Genomic DNA, 16,655 nt, shown 5'->3' on the forward strand with positions numbered 1-16,655 from the left:
GTCGCCATGCCTTCCCTGTTCCGTTCCTTCGCCCGCTGCCTGCTGCCGTCGCTCGCGGCGATGGCCGTGGCCACTGCTGCCGGCGCCGCGACGCCCGCTGCGCCGGTGCACGATGCGCGCCAGCTGGTAGTGGTCACCACGCCATCGTGGGACAGCCCTGCCGGCCGCCTGCAGGCCTACGAACGCACCGCGCAGGGCTGGACGCCGCATGGCGCCGGATTCGAGGTGTCGCTGGGCCGTAACGGCAGTGCCTGGGGCCTTGGCCGGCACCCGGCGCAGGCGGACGGCCCGCAGAAGCGCGAGGGCGACGGCCGCAGCCCGGCCGGCGTGTTCGGCATCGGCGAGGCCTTCGGCTACGCGCCGCGGATCGACAGCGCGCTGCCCTACCAGCCGATGCTGGCCACCAGCTATTGCATGGACGTGCCCGATTCCCCGTTGTACAACCGCATCGTCGATGCCGAGGTAGTGGGCAGCGACGCGGTGGAGGGTTCCACCGAGCCGATGCGGCTGGACCTGCACAACCAGGGCGACCGCCGCTACCGCGAGGGCTTCGTGATCGAGCACAACCCGAAGGCCGAGCCCGGACGCGGCAGCTGCATCTTCGCCCACCTGTGGCGGCAGCACGGCGAGGCGACGGCCGGCTGCACCGCGATGGAACCGGAGCACATGTCCGCGCTGCTCGGCTGGCTGGACCCGGCCGCGCATCCGCTGTTCGTGCTGCTGCCCGAGGCCGAGTACCGGCGCCTGCAGCAACACTGGGGCCTGCCGCCGCCTGCGGCCAAGGCCGGTCATTGACCGGCGCCATGCCCGGGCGCTCCCGTATTCCCGCGGCAGGCGCTACCTGCCACGCCATGGATGGGCGAACCGGTCGCCTCAGGCATCGCCCTGAGGCATGAGGCGCGCCCGGCAGTAACGCATCGCTCGTGGCACGGGCTCGCCCCCTGCCCTGTTTCCCTCCTTCCGCAATCCGGCCCTCCATGACCCCAACGACTCGACGTTTCCGGCTCTCCGCTCCCGTCAAAGTGCTGATCTCGCTGCTGGTCGGCGCGGTGGTCGGGCTGTCACTGACCCACCACGACCCGGCGCTGGCACTGCAGGTCGCCGAGTTCGCCCGGCCCATCGGCCGGCTGTGGCTCAATGCGCTGCAGATGACGGTGGTGCCGCTGGTCACCGCGCTGGTGATCGTCGGCGTCAACACCGCCAGCAACGCCGCCGCCTCCGGGCGTACCGCGCGCAACGCGATCCTGGTGTTCATCGTGCTGCTGGTCGCCGCGGCCAGCTTCTCGGCGGTGGTGACCCCGGCGCTGCTGGGCCTGGTGCCGCACGACAGCGCCACCATGCAGACCTTCCGTGCCGCGCTGCACGCGCCGGAGACGCTGTCGAAGGCGCCGACCGCCGCGCAATGGATCTCGTCGCTGATTCCCAGCAACGTACTGGCGGTGGCGTCGGCCAACGCGATGCTGCCGCTGGTGGTGTTCGCGATGTTCTTCGGCTTCGCGCTGAGCCGGCAGGACGCCGAGCGCCGCGACCGCATCCTGGAGATCATCAAGATCATCGGCGACACCATGATCACCATCGTGCGCTGGGTGCTGTGGGCCGCGCCGCTGGGCGTGTTCGCGCTGGTGCTGGTGGTCTGCGCCGAGGTCGGGATGAGCGTGCTCGGCATCCTCGGCTACTACATCCTGCTGATGTGCGTGGTCTACATCCTGATCACGCTGCTGTTGTACGTGGTGGCGGTGCTGGCCGCGCGCGAGGGCCTGCGCCGCTTCGCCGCCGCGCTGGTGCCGGTGCAGGTCATCGCCGGCAGCACCCAATCGTCGCTGGCCTCGCTGCCGGCGATGATCGACAGCGCGCGCAACCGGCTGGGCTACCCCACCGCGCTGACCTCGCTGGTGCTGCCGATGGCGGTGTCGCTGTTCCGGGTCACCAGCCCGGCACAGTACATCGCCGTGGCCAGCTTCATCGCCTGGCTGTACGGCATCGACATCACGTTCTCGCAGTATGCGGTGGCGGTGCTGCTGGCCGCGGCGATCAGCATGGGCTCCACCGGGCTGCCGGGCCAGGCCAACTTCATGACCAACAACATGCCGGTCACGCAGAGCATGGGCCTGCCGGTGGAACCGCTGGGCGTGCTGCTGGCGGTGGATACGATCCCCGACGTGTTCTGCACCATCGGCAACACCACCGGCGACATGACCGCCACCTCGATCGTCGCCAGGCGCATGGCGCCGGCCGACGACGCCTGATCCGCGCGGCGGGCGCGCACGATCGTGCATGCCGGCGTGCCTCGCGCGCCGGCTTCGCATAAGGTGTGCGGTTCCACCGCTTGCCGCCCTGGAGTTCACCATGCCCCGCCCCCTGCTGCTCAGCCTGGCCCTTGCGCTTACGCCCGTCCTGTCCACCACCGCCTGTGCCGCGGACCCGGCCGCGCAGGCCGCGGTCAAGCCGGCGCAATGGCCGTTCACCGCCACCGAGGTGGCCCGCTTCGACAGTCCGTGGGCGATGGCGTTCCTGCCCGACCGCAGCCTGCTGGTCACCGAGAAGGCGGGCAGGCTGGTGCATTTCGACCCGGCCAGCGGCCGCCGCCATGAGATCGCCGGGGTGCCGCGGGTGGCGCATGCCGGCCAGGGGGGCTTCGGCGATGTCGCCCTGCACCCGCAGTTCGCCCGCAACGGGCTGGTCTACTACAGCTACGCCGAGCCCGGCGCGAACGACACCCGCGGCGCCGCGGTGGCGCGCGCGAAACTGGTGCTCGACGCGCAGGGCGGCGGCCGCCTGGTCGAGCCGCAGGTGATCTGGCGGCAGACGCCGAAGGTGAGCGGCAATGGCCACTACGGGCACCGCCTGCTGTTCGGGCCCGATGGCAAGCTGTGGATCAGTTCCAGCGAACGGCAGAAGTTCGACCCCGCGCAGGACATGGGCGGCAACCTCGGCAAGATCATCCGCCTCAACGACGACGGCAGCGTGCCAGCCGACAACCCGTTCGCCGCGCAGGGTTCGCCGGCCAACCAGGTGTGGTCGCTCGGCCACCGCAACGTCCTCGGGCTGGCGTTCGACGCGCGCGGGCGGTTGTGGGAAAACGAGATGGGCCCGAAGGGCGGCGACGAGCTCAACCTGATCCGGCGCGGCGGCAACTACGGCTACCCGCTGGTCTCCAACGGCGACCATTACGACGGCCGCGACATTCCCGACCACCACACCCGGCCGGAGTTCGTCGCGCCGAAGGTCAGCTGGACGCCGGTCATTTCCCCGTCCAGCCTGATCATCTACGACGGTGCGCAGTTCCCGCAGTGGCGCGGCAATGGCTTCATCGGCGGGCTCTCGTCGCAGTCGCTGGTGCGCATCGCCTTCGACGGCGACAGCGCGCGCGAGGCCGAACGCTTCGACATGGGCGCGCGCATCCGCGCGGTGACGCAGGGCCCCGATGGCGCGCTGTGGCTGCTGGAGGACGGCAGCAACGCGCGCCTGCTCAAGCTGACGCCGCGCACGTAGCCGCCGCTGTCGTACGCGGGAGGGCGTGCCGTTGACGCCCCTCGCGCAGCGGGCCTGCGCTACGGTTTGTAGCGCAGGCGCAGGTGCAGGCCGATGGCCTGCGTCAAGCCGTAGCAGACCAGGGCGGCAGCCAGGCCCAGGGTCAGCGGGCTGGCGTTGGCGGCGCCGGGCGCCATGCCCTGGCTGAAGGCGCCATCCTGCCAGCGCCAGGCCAGGCGCGCGACCAGCAGCAGCGACAGGGCGCCGCCGATCCACGGATTGGGCGTATAGCCGGGCCGGCCTTCGCGCGCGTCGAAGCGCGTGTGTTTCAGCGCAAACCATCCCAACGCGATGCCGGCCAGCGCGCCCACGGCCATGCCGGCGGCCACGTGCGGCACGAAGGCCGCCGCCAGCCCGAGCATCGCCGCCACCAGCGCCAGGATCACGATGCGCGCCAGGGTGCGGCGCGGCTGCCAGGGCTGCCAGCCGAAGTGGCGGCGGAGCCGGCGGTAGTACATCCAGCCGAAACCGGCAGTCATCAGCCACGGCAGGTAGGTGGGCATCGGTGCGGGCATGGCGGGTCTCCGTGGGCGCGGCGACAGCATCGCACGCCCGCTGCCCGCTTCAAGATGCCGGTCGTCATCCCGGCCCGACAGGCGGGGCGGGGCAGGCGGTCAGGGCGCCAGCAGTTCGAACCGCACCGGTTCGCCATCGGCCGACGACGCGCACACCCACAGGTCGAACAGGCCCGGCTCGGCGGTGAACACGCCTTCGCTGTTGGTGAAGGCCAGCTGCCCACGGTCGAGCCGGAACACCACGTCCTTCGCCTCGCCCGGCGCCAGCAGGGTCTTCTCGAACGCCTTGAGTTCGCGCACCGGGCGCACGCGGCTGGCGACGCGGTCGTGCACGTACAGCTGCACCACTTCCTCGGCGGCCACGGTGCCGGTGTTGGTGACGGTGGTGGTGACGACCAGCTCGCCGTCCCAGTCCAGCTGCGGCGCGCTCAGGCGCGGCGCGCCGTAGGCGAACGTGGTGTAGCCCAGGCCATGGCCGAAGGCGTACAGCGGCGCATTCGGGATCTCGCGCCAGCGCGCCTTGAACTCGGACATCTCCGGCAGCTCCGGGCGGCCCGTGCGCGGGTGGTTGTAGAAGTAGGGCTGCTGCCCGGAATGCTGCGGGAAACTCACCGGCAGCCGGCCCGACGGGCTGTAGGCACCGAACAGCACGTCGGCCACGGCGTGGCCGGTCTGGGTGCCGAGGAACCAGGTCACCGCGATGGCCCGGGCGTCGCGCACCGCGCCCTGCAGCGCCAGCGCGCGGCCGTTGCGCAGCAGCACCACGACCGGCGTGCCGGTCGCGGCGACCGCTTCGGCCAGTGCCTGTTGCACCGCCGGCAGCACGATCTCCACCCGCGACTGCGCCTCGCCGCTGTAGCGCTGCGGTTCGCCCAGCGCCAGCACCACCACGTCGGCGCGCCGCGCCGCGGCCACCGCCGCCTCGATGCCGCCTTCGACCGCGTCTTCCAGCGCGCAGCCGGGCACCACCTCCAGCAGCGCGTCGTCGTCCAGCGCCGCGCGCATGCCGGCTTCCAGCGTCACGTAGCGCGCCTTGTCGCCGAACAGGGTCCAGCAGCCTTCGATGTTGTCGCGGTCGCGGGCGAACGGCCCGATCAGCGCGATCCTCTGCCCGGCCCGGCGCAGCGGCAGCGCAGCGCCGTCGTTCTTCAGCAGCACGATCGAACGCCGCGCCGCGTCGCGCGCCAGCGCGTCATGCGCGGCGAGGTGCGAGGTATCGGCCTCGCGTGCCGGGTCCAGCGAGCGGTAAGGGTCGTCGAACAGGCCGATGGCCTCCTTCAGGCGCAGGATGCGGCGCACCGAAGCATCCAATGCCGCCATCGGCACCTGGCCGCTGCGCACCAGCCCCGGCAGGTGCGCGGCATAGAAGCCGCTCTGCATGCTCAGGTCGAGCCCGGCCAGGAAGGCCTTGGCGGTGGCGTCGGTTTCGTCGGCGGCGTAGCCGTGGGCGATCAGCTCCATGTCGGCGGTGTAATCGGACACCACCACGCCGTCGAACCCCCACTGCCCGCGCAGCAGGTCGGTCAGCAGCCAGCGGTTGGCGCTGGCCGGCACGCCGTTGATGTCGTTGAACGCGCTCATCAGCGCGCGCGCGCCGGCCGCCAGCGCGGCCTTGAACGGCGGCAGGTGCACGTCGTGCAGGGTCTGCGGCGAAATGTCCACCTGTGCGTACTCCATGCCGGCAGCCACCGCGCCATACCCGGCGAAGTGCTTGGGCGTGGCCAGCAGCGAATCGGCGGCGGCCAGGTCCGGGCCCTGGAAACCACGCACGCGCGCGGCGGCGAAGGCGCAGCCCAGCACCACGTCCTCGCCGGCCGATTCCGCGCCACGGCCCCAGCGCTGGTCGCGGGCGATGTCCACCGCCGGTGCGTAGGTCCAGTGGATGCCGGCGGCGGTGGCCTCGATGGCGGTGGCGCGCGCGGTGCGCTCGGCCAGCGCCGGTTCGAAGCTGGCGGCCTCGCCCAAGGGGATCGGGAACACCGTGCGCATGCCGTGGATCACGTCCGCGGCCAGCGCCACCGGGATGCCGAGCCGGCTCTCCTCCACCGCCACGCGCTGGATCTCGCGGCCCTGCGCGGCGCCGACGCCGTTGAACAGGCAGCCGACGCGGCCGGCACGCACCTGCTCCAGCACCTGCGCGGCGTTGCGCACGTTGGCCTCGGGATTCACGTCCGGCGCGAACGGGCGGACCATGTCGGCGAACACGCCCAGCTGGCCCACCTTTTCTTCTAGGGTCATGCGGGCGATGAGGGATTCGATGCGGTCTGCCACCAGCGGCGGTCCTTGTGGAAACGCTTTCAGAGCGCGGATTCTAGCCGTGTCGCCGTGAAGCCGGCGACGCCGGGCCAGGCCGCCGTACGCTAGCCCGTGGCCGGCCCGCCGCGCATCGCCATCAGCATGGCGTCGCTGGATTCCTGGAACACGCGCAGGCCGAACTCGGGCAGGATCGCCAGCAGGTGGTCGAACACATCGGACTGGATCGCCTCGTACTCGCCCCACGCGGTGGTGACGGTGAAGCAGTAGACCTCCAGCGGCAGGCCCTGCGGCCCCGGCGCCAGCTGCCGCACCAGCAGGGTCATGTCCTGGTGGATGCCCGGGTGGCTGCGCAGGTAGCGCTCGACATAGGCGCGGAAGGTGCCCAGGTTGGTCAGCCGCCGCGCGTTGACCTCTTCCGGGTGCGCCTGCGCCACCTGCGTGTTCCAGCGCTCCAGCTCGGCCTGCTTGCCCGCCAGGTAATCGTCGAGCAGGCCGAACCGCTGCAGCCGGTCCAGTGCCGCCGCGTCGAGGAACTGCACGCTGTGCTGGTCCAGGTACAGCGCGCGCTTGATCCGGCGCCCGCCCGCCTCCTGCATGCCGCGCCAGTTCTTGAACGATTCGGTGACCAGCTTCTTGGTCGGGATGGTGGTGATGGTCTTGTCGAAGTTCTGCACCGTCACCGTGTGCAGGGCGATGTCGATCACGTCGCCATCGGCGTTCTGGCTGGGCATCTCGATCCAGTCGCCGATGCGCACGCGACCGTCGCCGCTGATCTGCACGCTCGCCACCAGCGACAGGATGGTGTCCTGGAAGATCAGCATCAGCACCGCGGTGGCCGCGCCCAGTCCGGTGACCAGGTAGCGCAGGTCCACGCCGGCCAGGGTGGCGACGATGGACAGCCCGGCGATCACGAAGATCACGATCTTGGCTACCTGCAGGTAGCCCTTGATCGGCTTGTCGCGCGCGTCCGGGCGTCGCTCGTAGAGGTCGTTGGCCGCGTCCAGCGCATGCGATACCGCCAGCGCCACGGTCAGTACCGCCCACGCCTGGCAGGCGCCGACGACGAACGTCACCACGCCCGGCGGCAGGTCCGGCACCACCTTGATGCCGGCGGCGATCACCTGGCTGGGCACCACGTTGGAAAGGCGCGCGATCACCCGCATCAGGTGGCTGCCGCGCCCGGTCTCGGCGCCGGGCAGGCGGCTGAGCAGCCGGCGCAGGCCGCGCAGCAGGATGCGCTTGGTGACCCAGTTGGCCAGCCCCGCGGCCACCAGCAGGGCCAAGATCGTCAAGGCCAGGTAAGCCCCGGGATAGGGTTCCAGTGTGTCCTGCAACCGCTCGAGCCACTGTACCGCCACCACCGCATCCACCATCCGTCGTCTCCTGTGTGTTTCCGTGTACTTCGTTCCGCGCGCTTACCGGCCGGACGCCGGCAACGTGCTCAGCCCCGCTCGCGCTCGATGACCACGCCCACCGCGCGCGCGCCGCGCACCGCGCCCGGCTTGCTCAGCTTCAGCCGCAGCCAGCGCACGTCGAACTCGTCCAGCACGATGGCCGCGCAGCGCTCGGCCAGGGTTTCCACCAGGCCGAAATCGGATCCACGCACGTAGTCCTGCAGGCGCCGGCTGACCGCCTTGTAATTGAGGGTGTCGGCAATGTCGTCGGTCGCCGCCGGCCTGCGGTTGTCGAACCCCATCTCCAGGTCGAACACCAGGGTCTGGCGGATGCGCCGTTCCCAGTCATAGATGCCGATCAGGGCGTCGATCTCCAGCCCTTCGATGAATACCTTGTCCATTGCGTCCGTCGCGGTGAATGAACGGACATGGTAACGAGCCGCCGCTGAGCCTGCCGTTACGGCGCAGGAAGGGGCGCCCGGGCGCACGGCCCGGGACGCGGGGCGGGGTCACACCGGTGGCAGGGTCGCCATGTCCCAGCGCGGCACCACCTTCACCTCGGCCGGGCTGTGCTGGCCGGCCTGCAGGCGCAGCGCGCCGGCGAAGGCGATCATCGCGCCGTTGTCGGTGCACAGCGCCGGGCGCGGGAAGCACACGCGACCGCCGCGGCGCTGCGCCGTATCCTGCAGTTTGGCCCGCAGGCGCTTGTTGGCGCCGACCCCGCCGGCCACCACCAGCACGTCGCAGCCGGCCGCCTCCAGCGCGCGTTCGCACTTGATCGCCAGGGTATCGACCACCGCGTCCTCGAAGCCGCGGGCGATATCGGCGCGCGTCTGCTCGCTCTGGTCGCTGTCGCGCCAGGCCAGCAGCACCTGGGTCTTGAGCCCGGAGAAACTGAAGTCCAGCCCCGGCCGGTCGGTCATCGGCCGCGCGAACCTGAAGCGCCCCGGTGTGCCGATCTCGGCCAACCTGGCCAGTTGCGGCCCGCCGGGGTACGGCAGGCCCATCAGCTTGGCGGTCTTGTCGAAGGCTTCGCCGGCGGCGTCGTCCAGCGTCTCGCCGAGCAGGCGATAGCTGCCGATCGCGTCCACCGCGATCAGCTGGGTATGCCCGCCGGAGACCAGCAGCGCCACGAACGGCGGTTCCGGCGGGTCGTCCTCCATCAGCGGCGCCAGCAGGTGGCCTTCCATGTGGTGCACGCCGATGGCCGGCACGTCCAGCGCCCAGGCCAGCGAACGCGCCACCCCGGCGCCGACCAGCAGCGCGCCGACCAGCCCGGGGCCGGCGGTGTAGGCCACGCCGTCCAGTTCGGACACGGCGATGCCGGCCTCGTCCAGGGTCTGCCGGATCAGCGGCAGGGTCTTGCGCACGTGGTCGCGGCTGGCCAGCTCCGGCACCACGCCGCCGTACTCGGCATGCAGCGCGATCTGGCTGTAGACCGCATGGGCGCGCAGGGCGCCGACGCCGGACAGCGCGGTGTCGTACACCGCCACGCCGGTCTCGTCGCAGGAGGATTCGATGCCAAGGACTTTCATGCCGGTATTGTGAACCTGCCGACGCGTGTTTACGAACCGCCCGGGGTCCGTCTCGGCGGCCGGGACCGCGGCCACGCCCGCCCCCGCGCCGCGCCGTCCTGCCGGCCCACTTGCGCCCGGATTCAAAGCGGCTATAATGCGCGGCTCACCGGGCGTGACCCGGTCTCACTGTGTCCCGGAGATTCCATGCCCAGCGTCAAAGTCCGCGAGAACGAACCTTTCGAGTTTGCGCTCCGCCGCTTCAAGCGCACCTGCGAAAAGGCCGGCGTGCTGGCCGAGACCCGCAAGCGCGAGTTCTACGAAAAGCCGACCCAGGAACGCAAGCGCAAGGCTGCTGCTGCCGTGAAGCGCCAGCTGCGTCGTTCCTCGCGCGACGTCACCAAGCGTCAGCGCCTGTACTGATCGGACGCAACTCCTGAACGGGGGCTTCGGCCTTCCGTGACCGGAGTGGAAGCCGGCACGCGCGAGCGTAGCCGGCTTTTTGCGTTCCCGCGCCCCGTGCGCACCCCCGCATTCCGATCCCGCAAGAGGTGATCCATGAGCCTGAAACAGCAACTGACCGACGACATGAAGGCCGCCATGAAGGGCGGCGACAAGCACTCCCTGGGCGTGATCCGGCTGATCAATGCGGCGATCAAGCAGAAGGAAGTGGACGAGCGCATCGAGCTGGACGACGCCGCGGTGATCGCGGTGCTGGACAAGATGGTCAAGCAGCGCAAGGACTCGGTGACCCAGTACGAGGCCGCCAACCGCGAAGACCTGGCCAAGGTCGAGCGCGACGAGATCGTGGTGATCGAGCGCTACCTGCCGGCCAAGCTGGGCGAGGCCGAGATCCTGGCCGCGATCAACGCCGCGATCAGCGAAACCGGCGCCAGCAGCGCGGCCGACATCGGCAAGCTGATGGGCGTGCTCAAGCCGCTGCTGGCCGGCCAGGCCGACATGGGCCTGGTGTCGAAGCTGGTCAAGCAGGCGCTGGCCGGCTGAGTCCGGCGCACCCGGCCTGCCGCTGCCGCCAGCGGCGGGCCGCCGCGCGGCCGCCCATCACGGCGGCTACGCGGACGGGTATGCCATCCTGCGCGGCATGGCGCCCCTGTCACCGCACATGAAGCACCGCCTGGCGCGGTTGCAGCAGAGCCTGCCGGCCGCCCTGGTCCGCCGCTTCACCGAAGCGGACGTGATGACCCAGGCGGCCTCGCTGGCGTTCTATACCCTGCTTTCGCTGGCCCCCCTGCTGGTATTGCTGCTGTGGCTGACGGCCTCGCTCTACCCGCCCGCGCAGCAGGCACTGGTCGGCCAGATCGGCGCACTGGCCGGGCATAGCGTCGCCGAGGTCGCCGACACGGTGATCGCCAACGCCAGCGCGCAGCCCGACCTGGGCTCGCTGGCCGGCGCGTGGAGCCTGTTGCTGCTGTTCATCGGCGCCACCGTCGTGTTCGCCCAGCTGCAGGCCGCCCTGAACCGCATCTTCCGCGCCGACCTGCAGCGTTTCGACGGGATGCTGGGCTGGCTGAAGAAGCGCATCTTCTCGGCCGGGGTGGTGCTGGCCCTGGGCTTCCTGCTGATCGTGTCGATGGTCGCCACCACCGCGCTGCAGGTGGTGTTCGCGCACCTGCCGTCGCTGCTGCCGGCGGTGGGCTACGTGTCCACCCTGCTGCTCTACACCCTGGGCTTCGCGTTCCTCTACCACTACCTGCCCGACCGCCCGGTGGCGTGGCGCCAGGCCTTCGGCGGCGGCGCCATCACCGCGGTGCTGTTCACCCTGGGCCGCTACGGCATCGGCCTGTACATCGCCAACGCCGCGCCCGGCAGCGCCTATGGCTCGATGGGCACCCTGGTGATCATGCTGGTCTGGGTGTACTACGCCAGCGTGGTGTTCTTCGCCGGCGCCCTGGTCACCGCGGTCATCGACGAACGCGCGCATGCGCGCGCGGCCACGGCCATGCCCGGGCCGGGCGTCTAGTACACTTGCCGCACACCTTCGCCATGTACCGCCTGCCGCGGTGCTCCAGTCCCCCGCATGGCCCGAATCCCCGACGCGTTCATCGACGACCTGCTCGCCCGCTCCGATATCGTCGAAGTGGTGGGTTCGCGCGTGCCGCTCAAGCGCCAGGGCAAGGAATACGCGGCGCGCTGCCCGTTCCACGACGAGCGTTCGGCCTCGTTCACGGTGTCCCCGACCAAGCAGTTCTACCACTGCTTCGGCTGCGGCGCGCACGGCACCGCGATCAGCTTCCTGATGAACTACGACCGCCTCGAGTTCCTCGACGCGGTGGAGGAACTGGCCAAGCGCGCCGGCATGGAGGTGCCGCGCGACGCCCACCCGCGCAGCCCGCAGCAGCAGGATGACAGCCGCGACCAGTACTCCGCGCTCGACGCCGCCGCGCGCTTCTTCCAGAAGCAGCTGGAGGGCAGCGACAAGGCGCTGGCCTACCTCGATGGCCGCGGCGTGGACGCCGATACCCGCGCACGCTTTTGCATCGGTTATGCGCCGGACGGCTACAGCGCGCTGAAGGACGCACTGGGCAAGGACGAGCGGCGGATGAAGCTGCTCGACCGCGTCGGGCTGTTCTCCAAGAACGACCGCGGCCACGTGTATGACAAGTTCCGCGACCGGGTGATGTTCCCGATCTTCGACCGCCGCGGCCGGGTCATCGCCTTCGGCGGCCGGGTCATGCAGAAGGACGACGGCCCCAAGTACCTCAACTCGCCCGAGACCGCGCTGTTCCACAAGGGCCGCGAGTTGTACGGGTTGTGGCAGGTGCGCCAGGCCAACCAGAAGATCGAGCGGCTGATCGTGGTCGAGGGCTACATGGACGTGGTCAGCCTGTTCCAGTTCGGCGTCACCCAGGCAGTGGCGACGCTGGGTACCGCGACCACGCCCGACCATGCCGAGCTGCTGTTCCGCAATGCGCCGGACGTGTACTTCTGCTTCGACGGCGACGCCGCCGGCCGCCGCGCGGCGTGGCGCGCGCTGGAGTCGGTGCTGCCGCGGATGAAGGACGGGCGCCAGGCGTTCTTCCTGTTCCTGCCCGACGGCGAGGATCCGGACACCATCGTGCGCAAGGAAGGCGCCGACGCCTTCGACGCGCGCCTGAAACAGGCCACGCCGTTGTCGCAGTTCTTCTTCGACGAGCTCACCCGCGAGATCAACCTGGGCACGCTGGACGGCAAGGCGCGCCTGGCCGAGCGCGCCAGGCCGATGCTGGCGCAGATTCCCGACGGCGCCTTCGGCGACCTGATGAAGCAGGAGCTGCAGCGCCTGACCGGCATCGGCCGCGCGCCCGCCGGCGCCGGTGCGGCCGCCGCGCCCGTGCGCCGCGCGGCGGCCGCACCGGTGCAGAAGCGCAGCCTGGTGCGCGCGGCCATTGCCCTCCTGCTGCAGCAACCCTCGCTGGCGCTGAGCCTGGAAGGCCACCATGCCATCGCCGGCCTGCGCCTGCCCGGCATTGAACTGCTGCTGGAACTGCTGGAACTGGTGCAGCAGCGCCCGGACATCAGCACCGGCGCGCTGCTGGAGCATTTCGACGGCCGCGAGGAACAGGCCGCGCTGCATCGGCTGGCCGCCGTCGCCCTGCCCGGCGACGAAGCCAGCTGGACCCAGGAGCTGCACGACGCCATCGTGCAGCTGGAGAAGCAGCTGCTGCAGCAGCGGCTGGACGAGCTGCAGGCCAAGCAGCGCCAGCAGGGCCTGGACGAGACCGACAAGTTCGAACTGCGCGAGCTGCTCAAGGCGCGCGCGACGATGCGCTGAGGCGCGGACGGAGCGAAGCGATGCATAAACACCTGCCGAAACTGCTGTTCCTGCTGCTGGCCTGCGCCGGCGCCACCGCTGCCGCCGGGCAGGGACTGAAGCAGCCACGCCCGGGCCTGTTCACCGGCGGCCAGCCCAGCGCGCAGCAGCTGCGCGACGCCGCGCAAGCCGGCGTCACCAGTGTCATCGACCTGCGCATGCCGCACGAGGACCGCGGCTATGACGAGGCCGCCGCCGCCGAGGCGCTGGGCCTGCGCTACGTGCGCCTGCCCATCGACGGCGCCGGCGGCATCAGCGAGGCCAACGCGCGCACGCTGGACCGCCTGCTGCGGCAGGACCCCGGCAGCACGCTGCTGCACTGTGCCTCGGGCAACCGCGCCGGGGCGCTGCTGGCGCTGGCGCAGGCGCGCGTGCACGGCGCTTCCCCCGAAGCCGCGCTGCAGTTCGGCCGCGATGCCGGCCTGACGTCGCTGGAGCCGGCCGTGCGCGCGGCGCTGGAGCACCCCGCGCGGCCGTGACCGCGCCACACCGACAAGGACACCCCCGCCGATGACCCGCTGGTGGTCGCGCCTGCGACCGGACAACTTCACCCTCGCCCTGCTCGCCACCGTGGCCCTGGCCAGCGCGCTGCCGATGACCGGCGATGCCGCGCGCGGGCTGGACCGCTTCACCGACCTGGCCATCGCCGCCCTGTTCTTCCTGCATGGCGCACGCCTGCCACGCGAGTCCATCGTCGCCGGCATGCTGCACTGGCGCCTGCACCTGGTCATCCTGGCCTGCACGTTCGTGCTGTTCCCGCTGCTGGGGCTGGCGTTCAAGCCGCTCGCCGGATGGGCGCTGACGCCCGACCTCTACGTCGGCGTGCTGTTCCTGTGCGCGCTGCCGTCCACGGTGCAGTCGTCCATCGCGTTCACTTCGATGGCCGGCGGCAACATCCCGGCGGCGGTGTGCGCGGCCTCGCTGTCGAGCATCCTCGGGGTGTTCCTGACCCCGCTGCTGATGGGCCTGCTGGCCGGCAGCCAGGGCGGCATGGCCGATCCGCTGCACGCGGTCGGCGCGATCATGCTGCAGCTGCTGGTGCCGTTCGTCGCCGGGCACCTGCTGCGGCCGTGGATCGCGCGCTGGGTGGAGCGGCAGCGCGCGCTGCTGCGCTACACCGACCAGGGCACGGTGCTGCTGGTGGTCTATGGCGCGTTCGGCGAATCGGTGGTGGAAGGGCTGTGGCACAAGACCCCGGTGGGCTCGCTGCTCGCCGCCGCGGGGGTCGCGGTGGTGCTGCTGGCCATCGCCATGCCCGGCATCACCTGGCTGGCGCGGCGGCTGGGGTTCAGCCGCGAGGACGAGATTCCCATCGTGTTCTGCGGCTCCAAGAAGAGCCTGGCCACCGGCGTGCCGATCGCCAAGGTGCTGTTCGCCGGCGGCAGCCTCGGCGCGATCGTGCTGCCGATCATGATCTACCACCAGCTGCAGCTGATCGTCTGCGCGGTGGTGGCGCAGCGCTACGCGCGCCGCGTCCCGTAGCCGAGGGGCTTGCCCCGCAGGAGGCGTTCCCGGCGAAGCTTCGTGCGGGGCGAGCCCCGCACCTGCGGCGCGGGCCCGGCCTCAAAGCCAGGGCAGCAGCCAGTGGTCCACCAGCAGGAAGGCGAACAGCGCCATCAGGTAGACCACCGAGTAGCCGAACATCTGCATGTTGAACATTTCGTCCGGCGGATCCTGCATCTTCCACGCGTACCACAGGAACACCAGGTTCAGCACGGTAGCGCCGCCGAGATAGAACACCCCGCTCATGCCCAGCGCCACCGGCAGCAGGGTCACCACCACCAGCACCACCGAATAGAACAGGATCTGCCGGCGGGTGTGCGCCACGCCATGGGTGACCGGCAGCATCGGCACCGCGGCCTTGGCGTAGTCGGCGCGGCGGAAGATCGCCAGCGCCCAGAAATGCGGCGGCGTCCACACGAAGATGATCAGCACCAGCAGCGAGGCGTAGGCCCAGTCGGAGCCCCCCTGCATGCCGGTCACCGCCGCCCAGCCGAGCAGTGGCGGGGTCGCGCCGGCGAGGCCGCCGATGACGATGTTCTGCGACGTCGCCCGCTTCAGGTACACGGTGTAGACCACCGCGTAACCGATCAGCGAGGCGAAGGTCAGCACCGCGGTGATCACGTTCACCCACAGCACCAGGATGGTCATCGACAGCGCGGTCAGCGCACCGGCGAACACCAGCACCTGCCGCGGGGTCACCTTGCCCACCACCAGCGGCCGCCACGAGGTGCGCGCCATCTGTGCGTCGATGCGCGCATCCAGCAGCTGGTTGATCGCCGCGGCGGCGCCCGCCGAGAGCCAGATGCCGATGAAGGCCACCGCGCCGGTCAGCGCCTGCGCGGCGGTCGGCCAGCCGGGGATCGCCAGGAACATGCCCACCAGCGCGGTGAACACGATCAGGGCCACCACCTTGGGCTTGGTCAGGTCCCAGTAATCACGCAACGTCGTACTCATCGGCTCACTCCGGGGCACGCAGCCGCGCCAGCAGCGAGACCAGCACGAACAACAGGCACACGGCGCCGCCGTTGTGCATCACCGCCACTGCCAGCGGCAGCGCGAGCTTGACGTTGAGCACGCCCAGGGTGACCTGCAGCAGTACCAGCACGCCCAGCGCGCTGGCCCAGCCGCGCATGCCCGGCAGGCGGAACATGCGCACCGACAGCACCAGCAGGTACACGGCCACGACCACGGCCATCATCCGGTGCGCCATCTGGATGGCGATGCGCGAGGCGCCATCAAGCACGCCGCCTTCGTAGTCCACGCCGATGCCGCGCCACAGGGTGAAGCCTTCGGCGTAGTTCTGCGGCGGCCACCACTGGCTCACGCAGCGCGGGAAATTGTCCAGCGACGCACTGCCGCCGCCGCAGGCCAGCGCCGCGTAGTTGGCGCTGACCCAGCCGCCCAGCGCGATCTGCAGCACCAGCAGCGCCAACCCGGCGCGCAGCCACCAGCGCAGGCGCGGTGCCTGTACCAGGGTGATCGGCAGGTGCGTGGCCTTCCACGCCATCCATACCAGCAGGCTGAACATCAGCATGCCGCCGAGCAGGTGGCCCATGACCACGATGGGCTTGAGCAGCCAGGTCACCGTCCACATGCCCAGCAGCGCCTGGAAGATCACCACCGCCAGGGTCAGTACCGCCGCGCGCGACAGGTCGATGTTGGACCAGCGCAGCGCCGCCAGCAGCAGGATGGCCTCGCCGCCGATCGCCAGCACGCTGGAGGCGACATGTTCGCCGCGCATGTACAGGGGAATGGCCAGCGCCACCAGCGCCGAGGCGGTCACCACCTGGGCCACGCCCCGGCGGTGGCGGCGCGCGGCCAGCAGCGCCAGCGCCAGCACCTCGACGCCCAACAGGCCGGCCAGGAAGCGGTGCACCTGCTCGCGCCAGGCCTTGTGGCTTTCCAGCGGGCGGATCTCGCTGGCCACGTGCTGCGCGGCCTCCACCTGGGTCTGCGGCCAGGTGACGCGGCCGTAGCAGGTCGGCCAGTCCGGGCAGCTGAGCCCGGCATCGGACAGGCGCACGAACGAGCCGAACATGATCGTGCTCGCGGTCATGATCAGGGCGAACCACGCCAGGCGGTGGAAATTGCGGTACAGCGCCGGACGCGCGGGGGCATTCATCGGATGGAA

16 protein-coding genes are annotated in these 16,655 nt (G+C 70.8%); 9 read left to right on the top strand and 7 right to left on the bottom strand.

Features of this window, described 5'->3' with window-relative positions; all coding sequences use genetic code 11:
- Positions 1-6: 6 nt before the first annotated feature.
- From AC06E6_RS10585 to AC06E6_RS10595, 3 genes are all read left to right on the top strand, one after another.
- A complete protein-coding gene (locus AC06E6_RS10585) occupies positions 7-795 on the top strand; it encodes a L,D-transpeptidase family protein (RefSeq protein ID WP_478061246.1) in 789 nt (262 codons plus the stop codon).
- A gap of 182 nt (positions 796-977) precedes the next feature.
- Positions 978-2,246 carry a dicarboxylate/amino acid:cation symporter gene (locus tag AC06E6_RS10590; RefSeq protein ID WP_478061248.1) on the top strand — a complete coding sequence of 423 codons (1,269 nt, stop codon included), beginning with the start codon at positions 978-980 and terminating at the stop codon, positions 2,244-2,246.
- 100 nt (positions 2,247-2,346) lie between these two features.
- A complete protein-coding gene (locus AC06E6_RS10595; protein WP_240212817.1) occupies positions 2,347-3,492 on the top strand; it encodes a PQQ-dependent sugar dehydrogenase in 1,146 nt (381 codons plus the stop codon).
- Positions 3,493-3,551: 59 nt separating this feature from the next.
- Here the strand turns inward: AC06E6_RS10595 and AC06E6_RS10600 are convergent, their stop codons facing one another.
- From AC06E6_RS10600 to tsaD, 5 genes are all read right to left on the bottom strand, one after another.
- The gene (locus AC06E6_RS10600) at positions 3,552-4,046 is read right to left on the bottom strand and encodes a CcdC protein domain-containing protein (protein ID WP_104937789.1); all 495 of its coding nucleotides are present in this window, start codon (positions 4,044-4,046) and stop codon (positions 3,552-3,554) included.
- A gap of 99 nt (positions 4,047-4,145) precedes the next feature.
- A complete protein-coding gene (locus AC06E6_RS10605; protein ID WP_240212966.1) occupies positions 4,146-6,320 on the bottom strand; it encodes a glycoside hydrolase family 3 N-terminal domain-containing protein in 2,175 nt (724 codons plus the stop codon).
- Between the two features lie 86 nt (positions 6,321-6,406).
- A complete protein-coding gene (locus tag AC06E6_RS10610) occupies positions 6,407-7,675 on the bottom strand; it encodes a mechanosensitive ion channel family protein (RefSeq protein ID WP_161613975.1) in 1,269 nt (422 codons plus the stop codon).
- Between the two features lie 68 nt (positions 7,676-7,743).
- Positions 7,744-8,097 (bottom strand): dihydroneopterin aldolase, encoded by a 354-nt coding sequence (gene folB, locus AC06E6_RS10615; protein ID WP_104937787.1) that lies wholly within the window; start codon positions 8,095-8,097, stop codon positions 7,744-7,746.
- Positions 8,098-8,205: 108 nt separating this feature from the next.
- Entirely contained in the window at positions 8,206-9,231 is a 1,026-nt protein-coding gene (gene tsaD / locus AC06E6_RS10620; protein ID WP_161613974.1) for a tRNA (adenosine(37)-N6)-threonylcarbamoyltransferase complex transferase subunit TsaD, read from the bottom strand.
- A 186-nt stretch (positions 9,232-9,417) separates the two neighbouring features.
- On the opposite strand from tsaD, the gene rpsU reads away from it, so the two are divergent.
- The 6 genes from rpsU (at position 9,418) to AC06E6_RS10650 (ending at position 14,503) form a co-directional block, all read left to right on the top strand.
- Complete coding sequence (gene rpsU / locus AC06E6_RS10625) at positions 9,418-9,633, top strand: 30S ribosomal protein S21 (protein ID WP_002808376.1); 216 nt, start codon at positions 9,418-9,420, stop codon at positions 9,631-9,633.
- A 135-nt stretch (positions 9,634-9,768) separates the two neighbouring features.
- Positions 9,769-10,215 (top strand): GatB/YqeY domain-containing protein, encoded by a 447-nt coding sequence (locus AC06E6_RS10630; RefSeq protein ID WP_054661407.1) that lies wholly within the window; start codon positions 9,769-9,771, stop codon positions 10,213-10,215.
- 97 nt (positions 10,216-10,312) lie between these two features.
- Positions 10,313-11,191 (top strand): YihY/virulence factor BrkB family protein, encoded by an 879-nt coding sequence (locus AC06E6_RS10635; RefSeq protein WP_104937784.1) that lies wholly within the window; start codon positions 10,313-10,315, stop codon positions 11,189-11,191.
- A gap of 57 nt (positions 11,192-11,248) precedes the next feature.
- A complete protein-coding gene (dnaG, locus tag AC06E6_RS10640) occupies positions 11,249-12,982 on the top strand; it encodes a DNA primase (protein ID WP_240212816.1) in 1,734 nt (577 codons plus the stop codon).
- A gap of 20 nt (positions 12,983-13,002) precedes the next feature.
- Entirely contained in the window at positions 13,003-13,500 is a 498-nt protein-coding gene (locus AC06E6_RS10645) for a protein tyrosine phosphatase family protein (RefSeq protein WP_104937782.1), read from the top strand.
- Positions 13,501-13,531: 31 nt separating this feature from the next.
- On the top strand, positions 13,532-14,503 hold the full coding sequence (locus AC06E6_RS10650; RefSeq protein WP_240212815.1) for a bile acid:sodium symporter family protein: 972 nt from the start codon (positions 13,532-13,534) through the stop codon (positions 14,501-14,503).
- A gap of 81 nt (positions 14,504-14,584) precedes the next feature.
- Here the strand turns inward: AC06E6_RS10650 and cyoE are convergent, their stop codons facing one another.
- Together cyoE and AC06E6_RS10660 are read right to left on the bottom strand one after the other, a co-directional pair.
- A complete protein-coding gene (cyoE, locus tag AC06E6_RS10655) occupies positions 14,585-15,478 on the bottom strand; it encodes a heme o synthase (RefSeq protein WP_104937780.1) in 894 nt (297 codons plus the stop codon).
- 4 nt (positions 15,479-15,482) lie between these two features.
- Positions 15,483-16,646 carry a COX15/CtaA family protein gene (locus AC06E6_RS10660; RefSeq protein ID WP_161613970.1) on the bottom strand — a complete coding sequence of 388 codons (1,164 nt, stop codon included), beginning with the start codon at positions 16,644-16,646 and terminating at the stop codon, positions 15,483-15,485.
- Between the last annotated feature and the right edge of the window lie 9 nt (positions 16,647-16,655).

This window comes from Stenotrophomonas sp. Steno-Z10-HUANG (assembly GCF_056393075.1).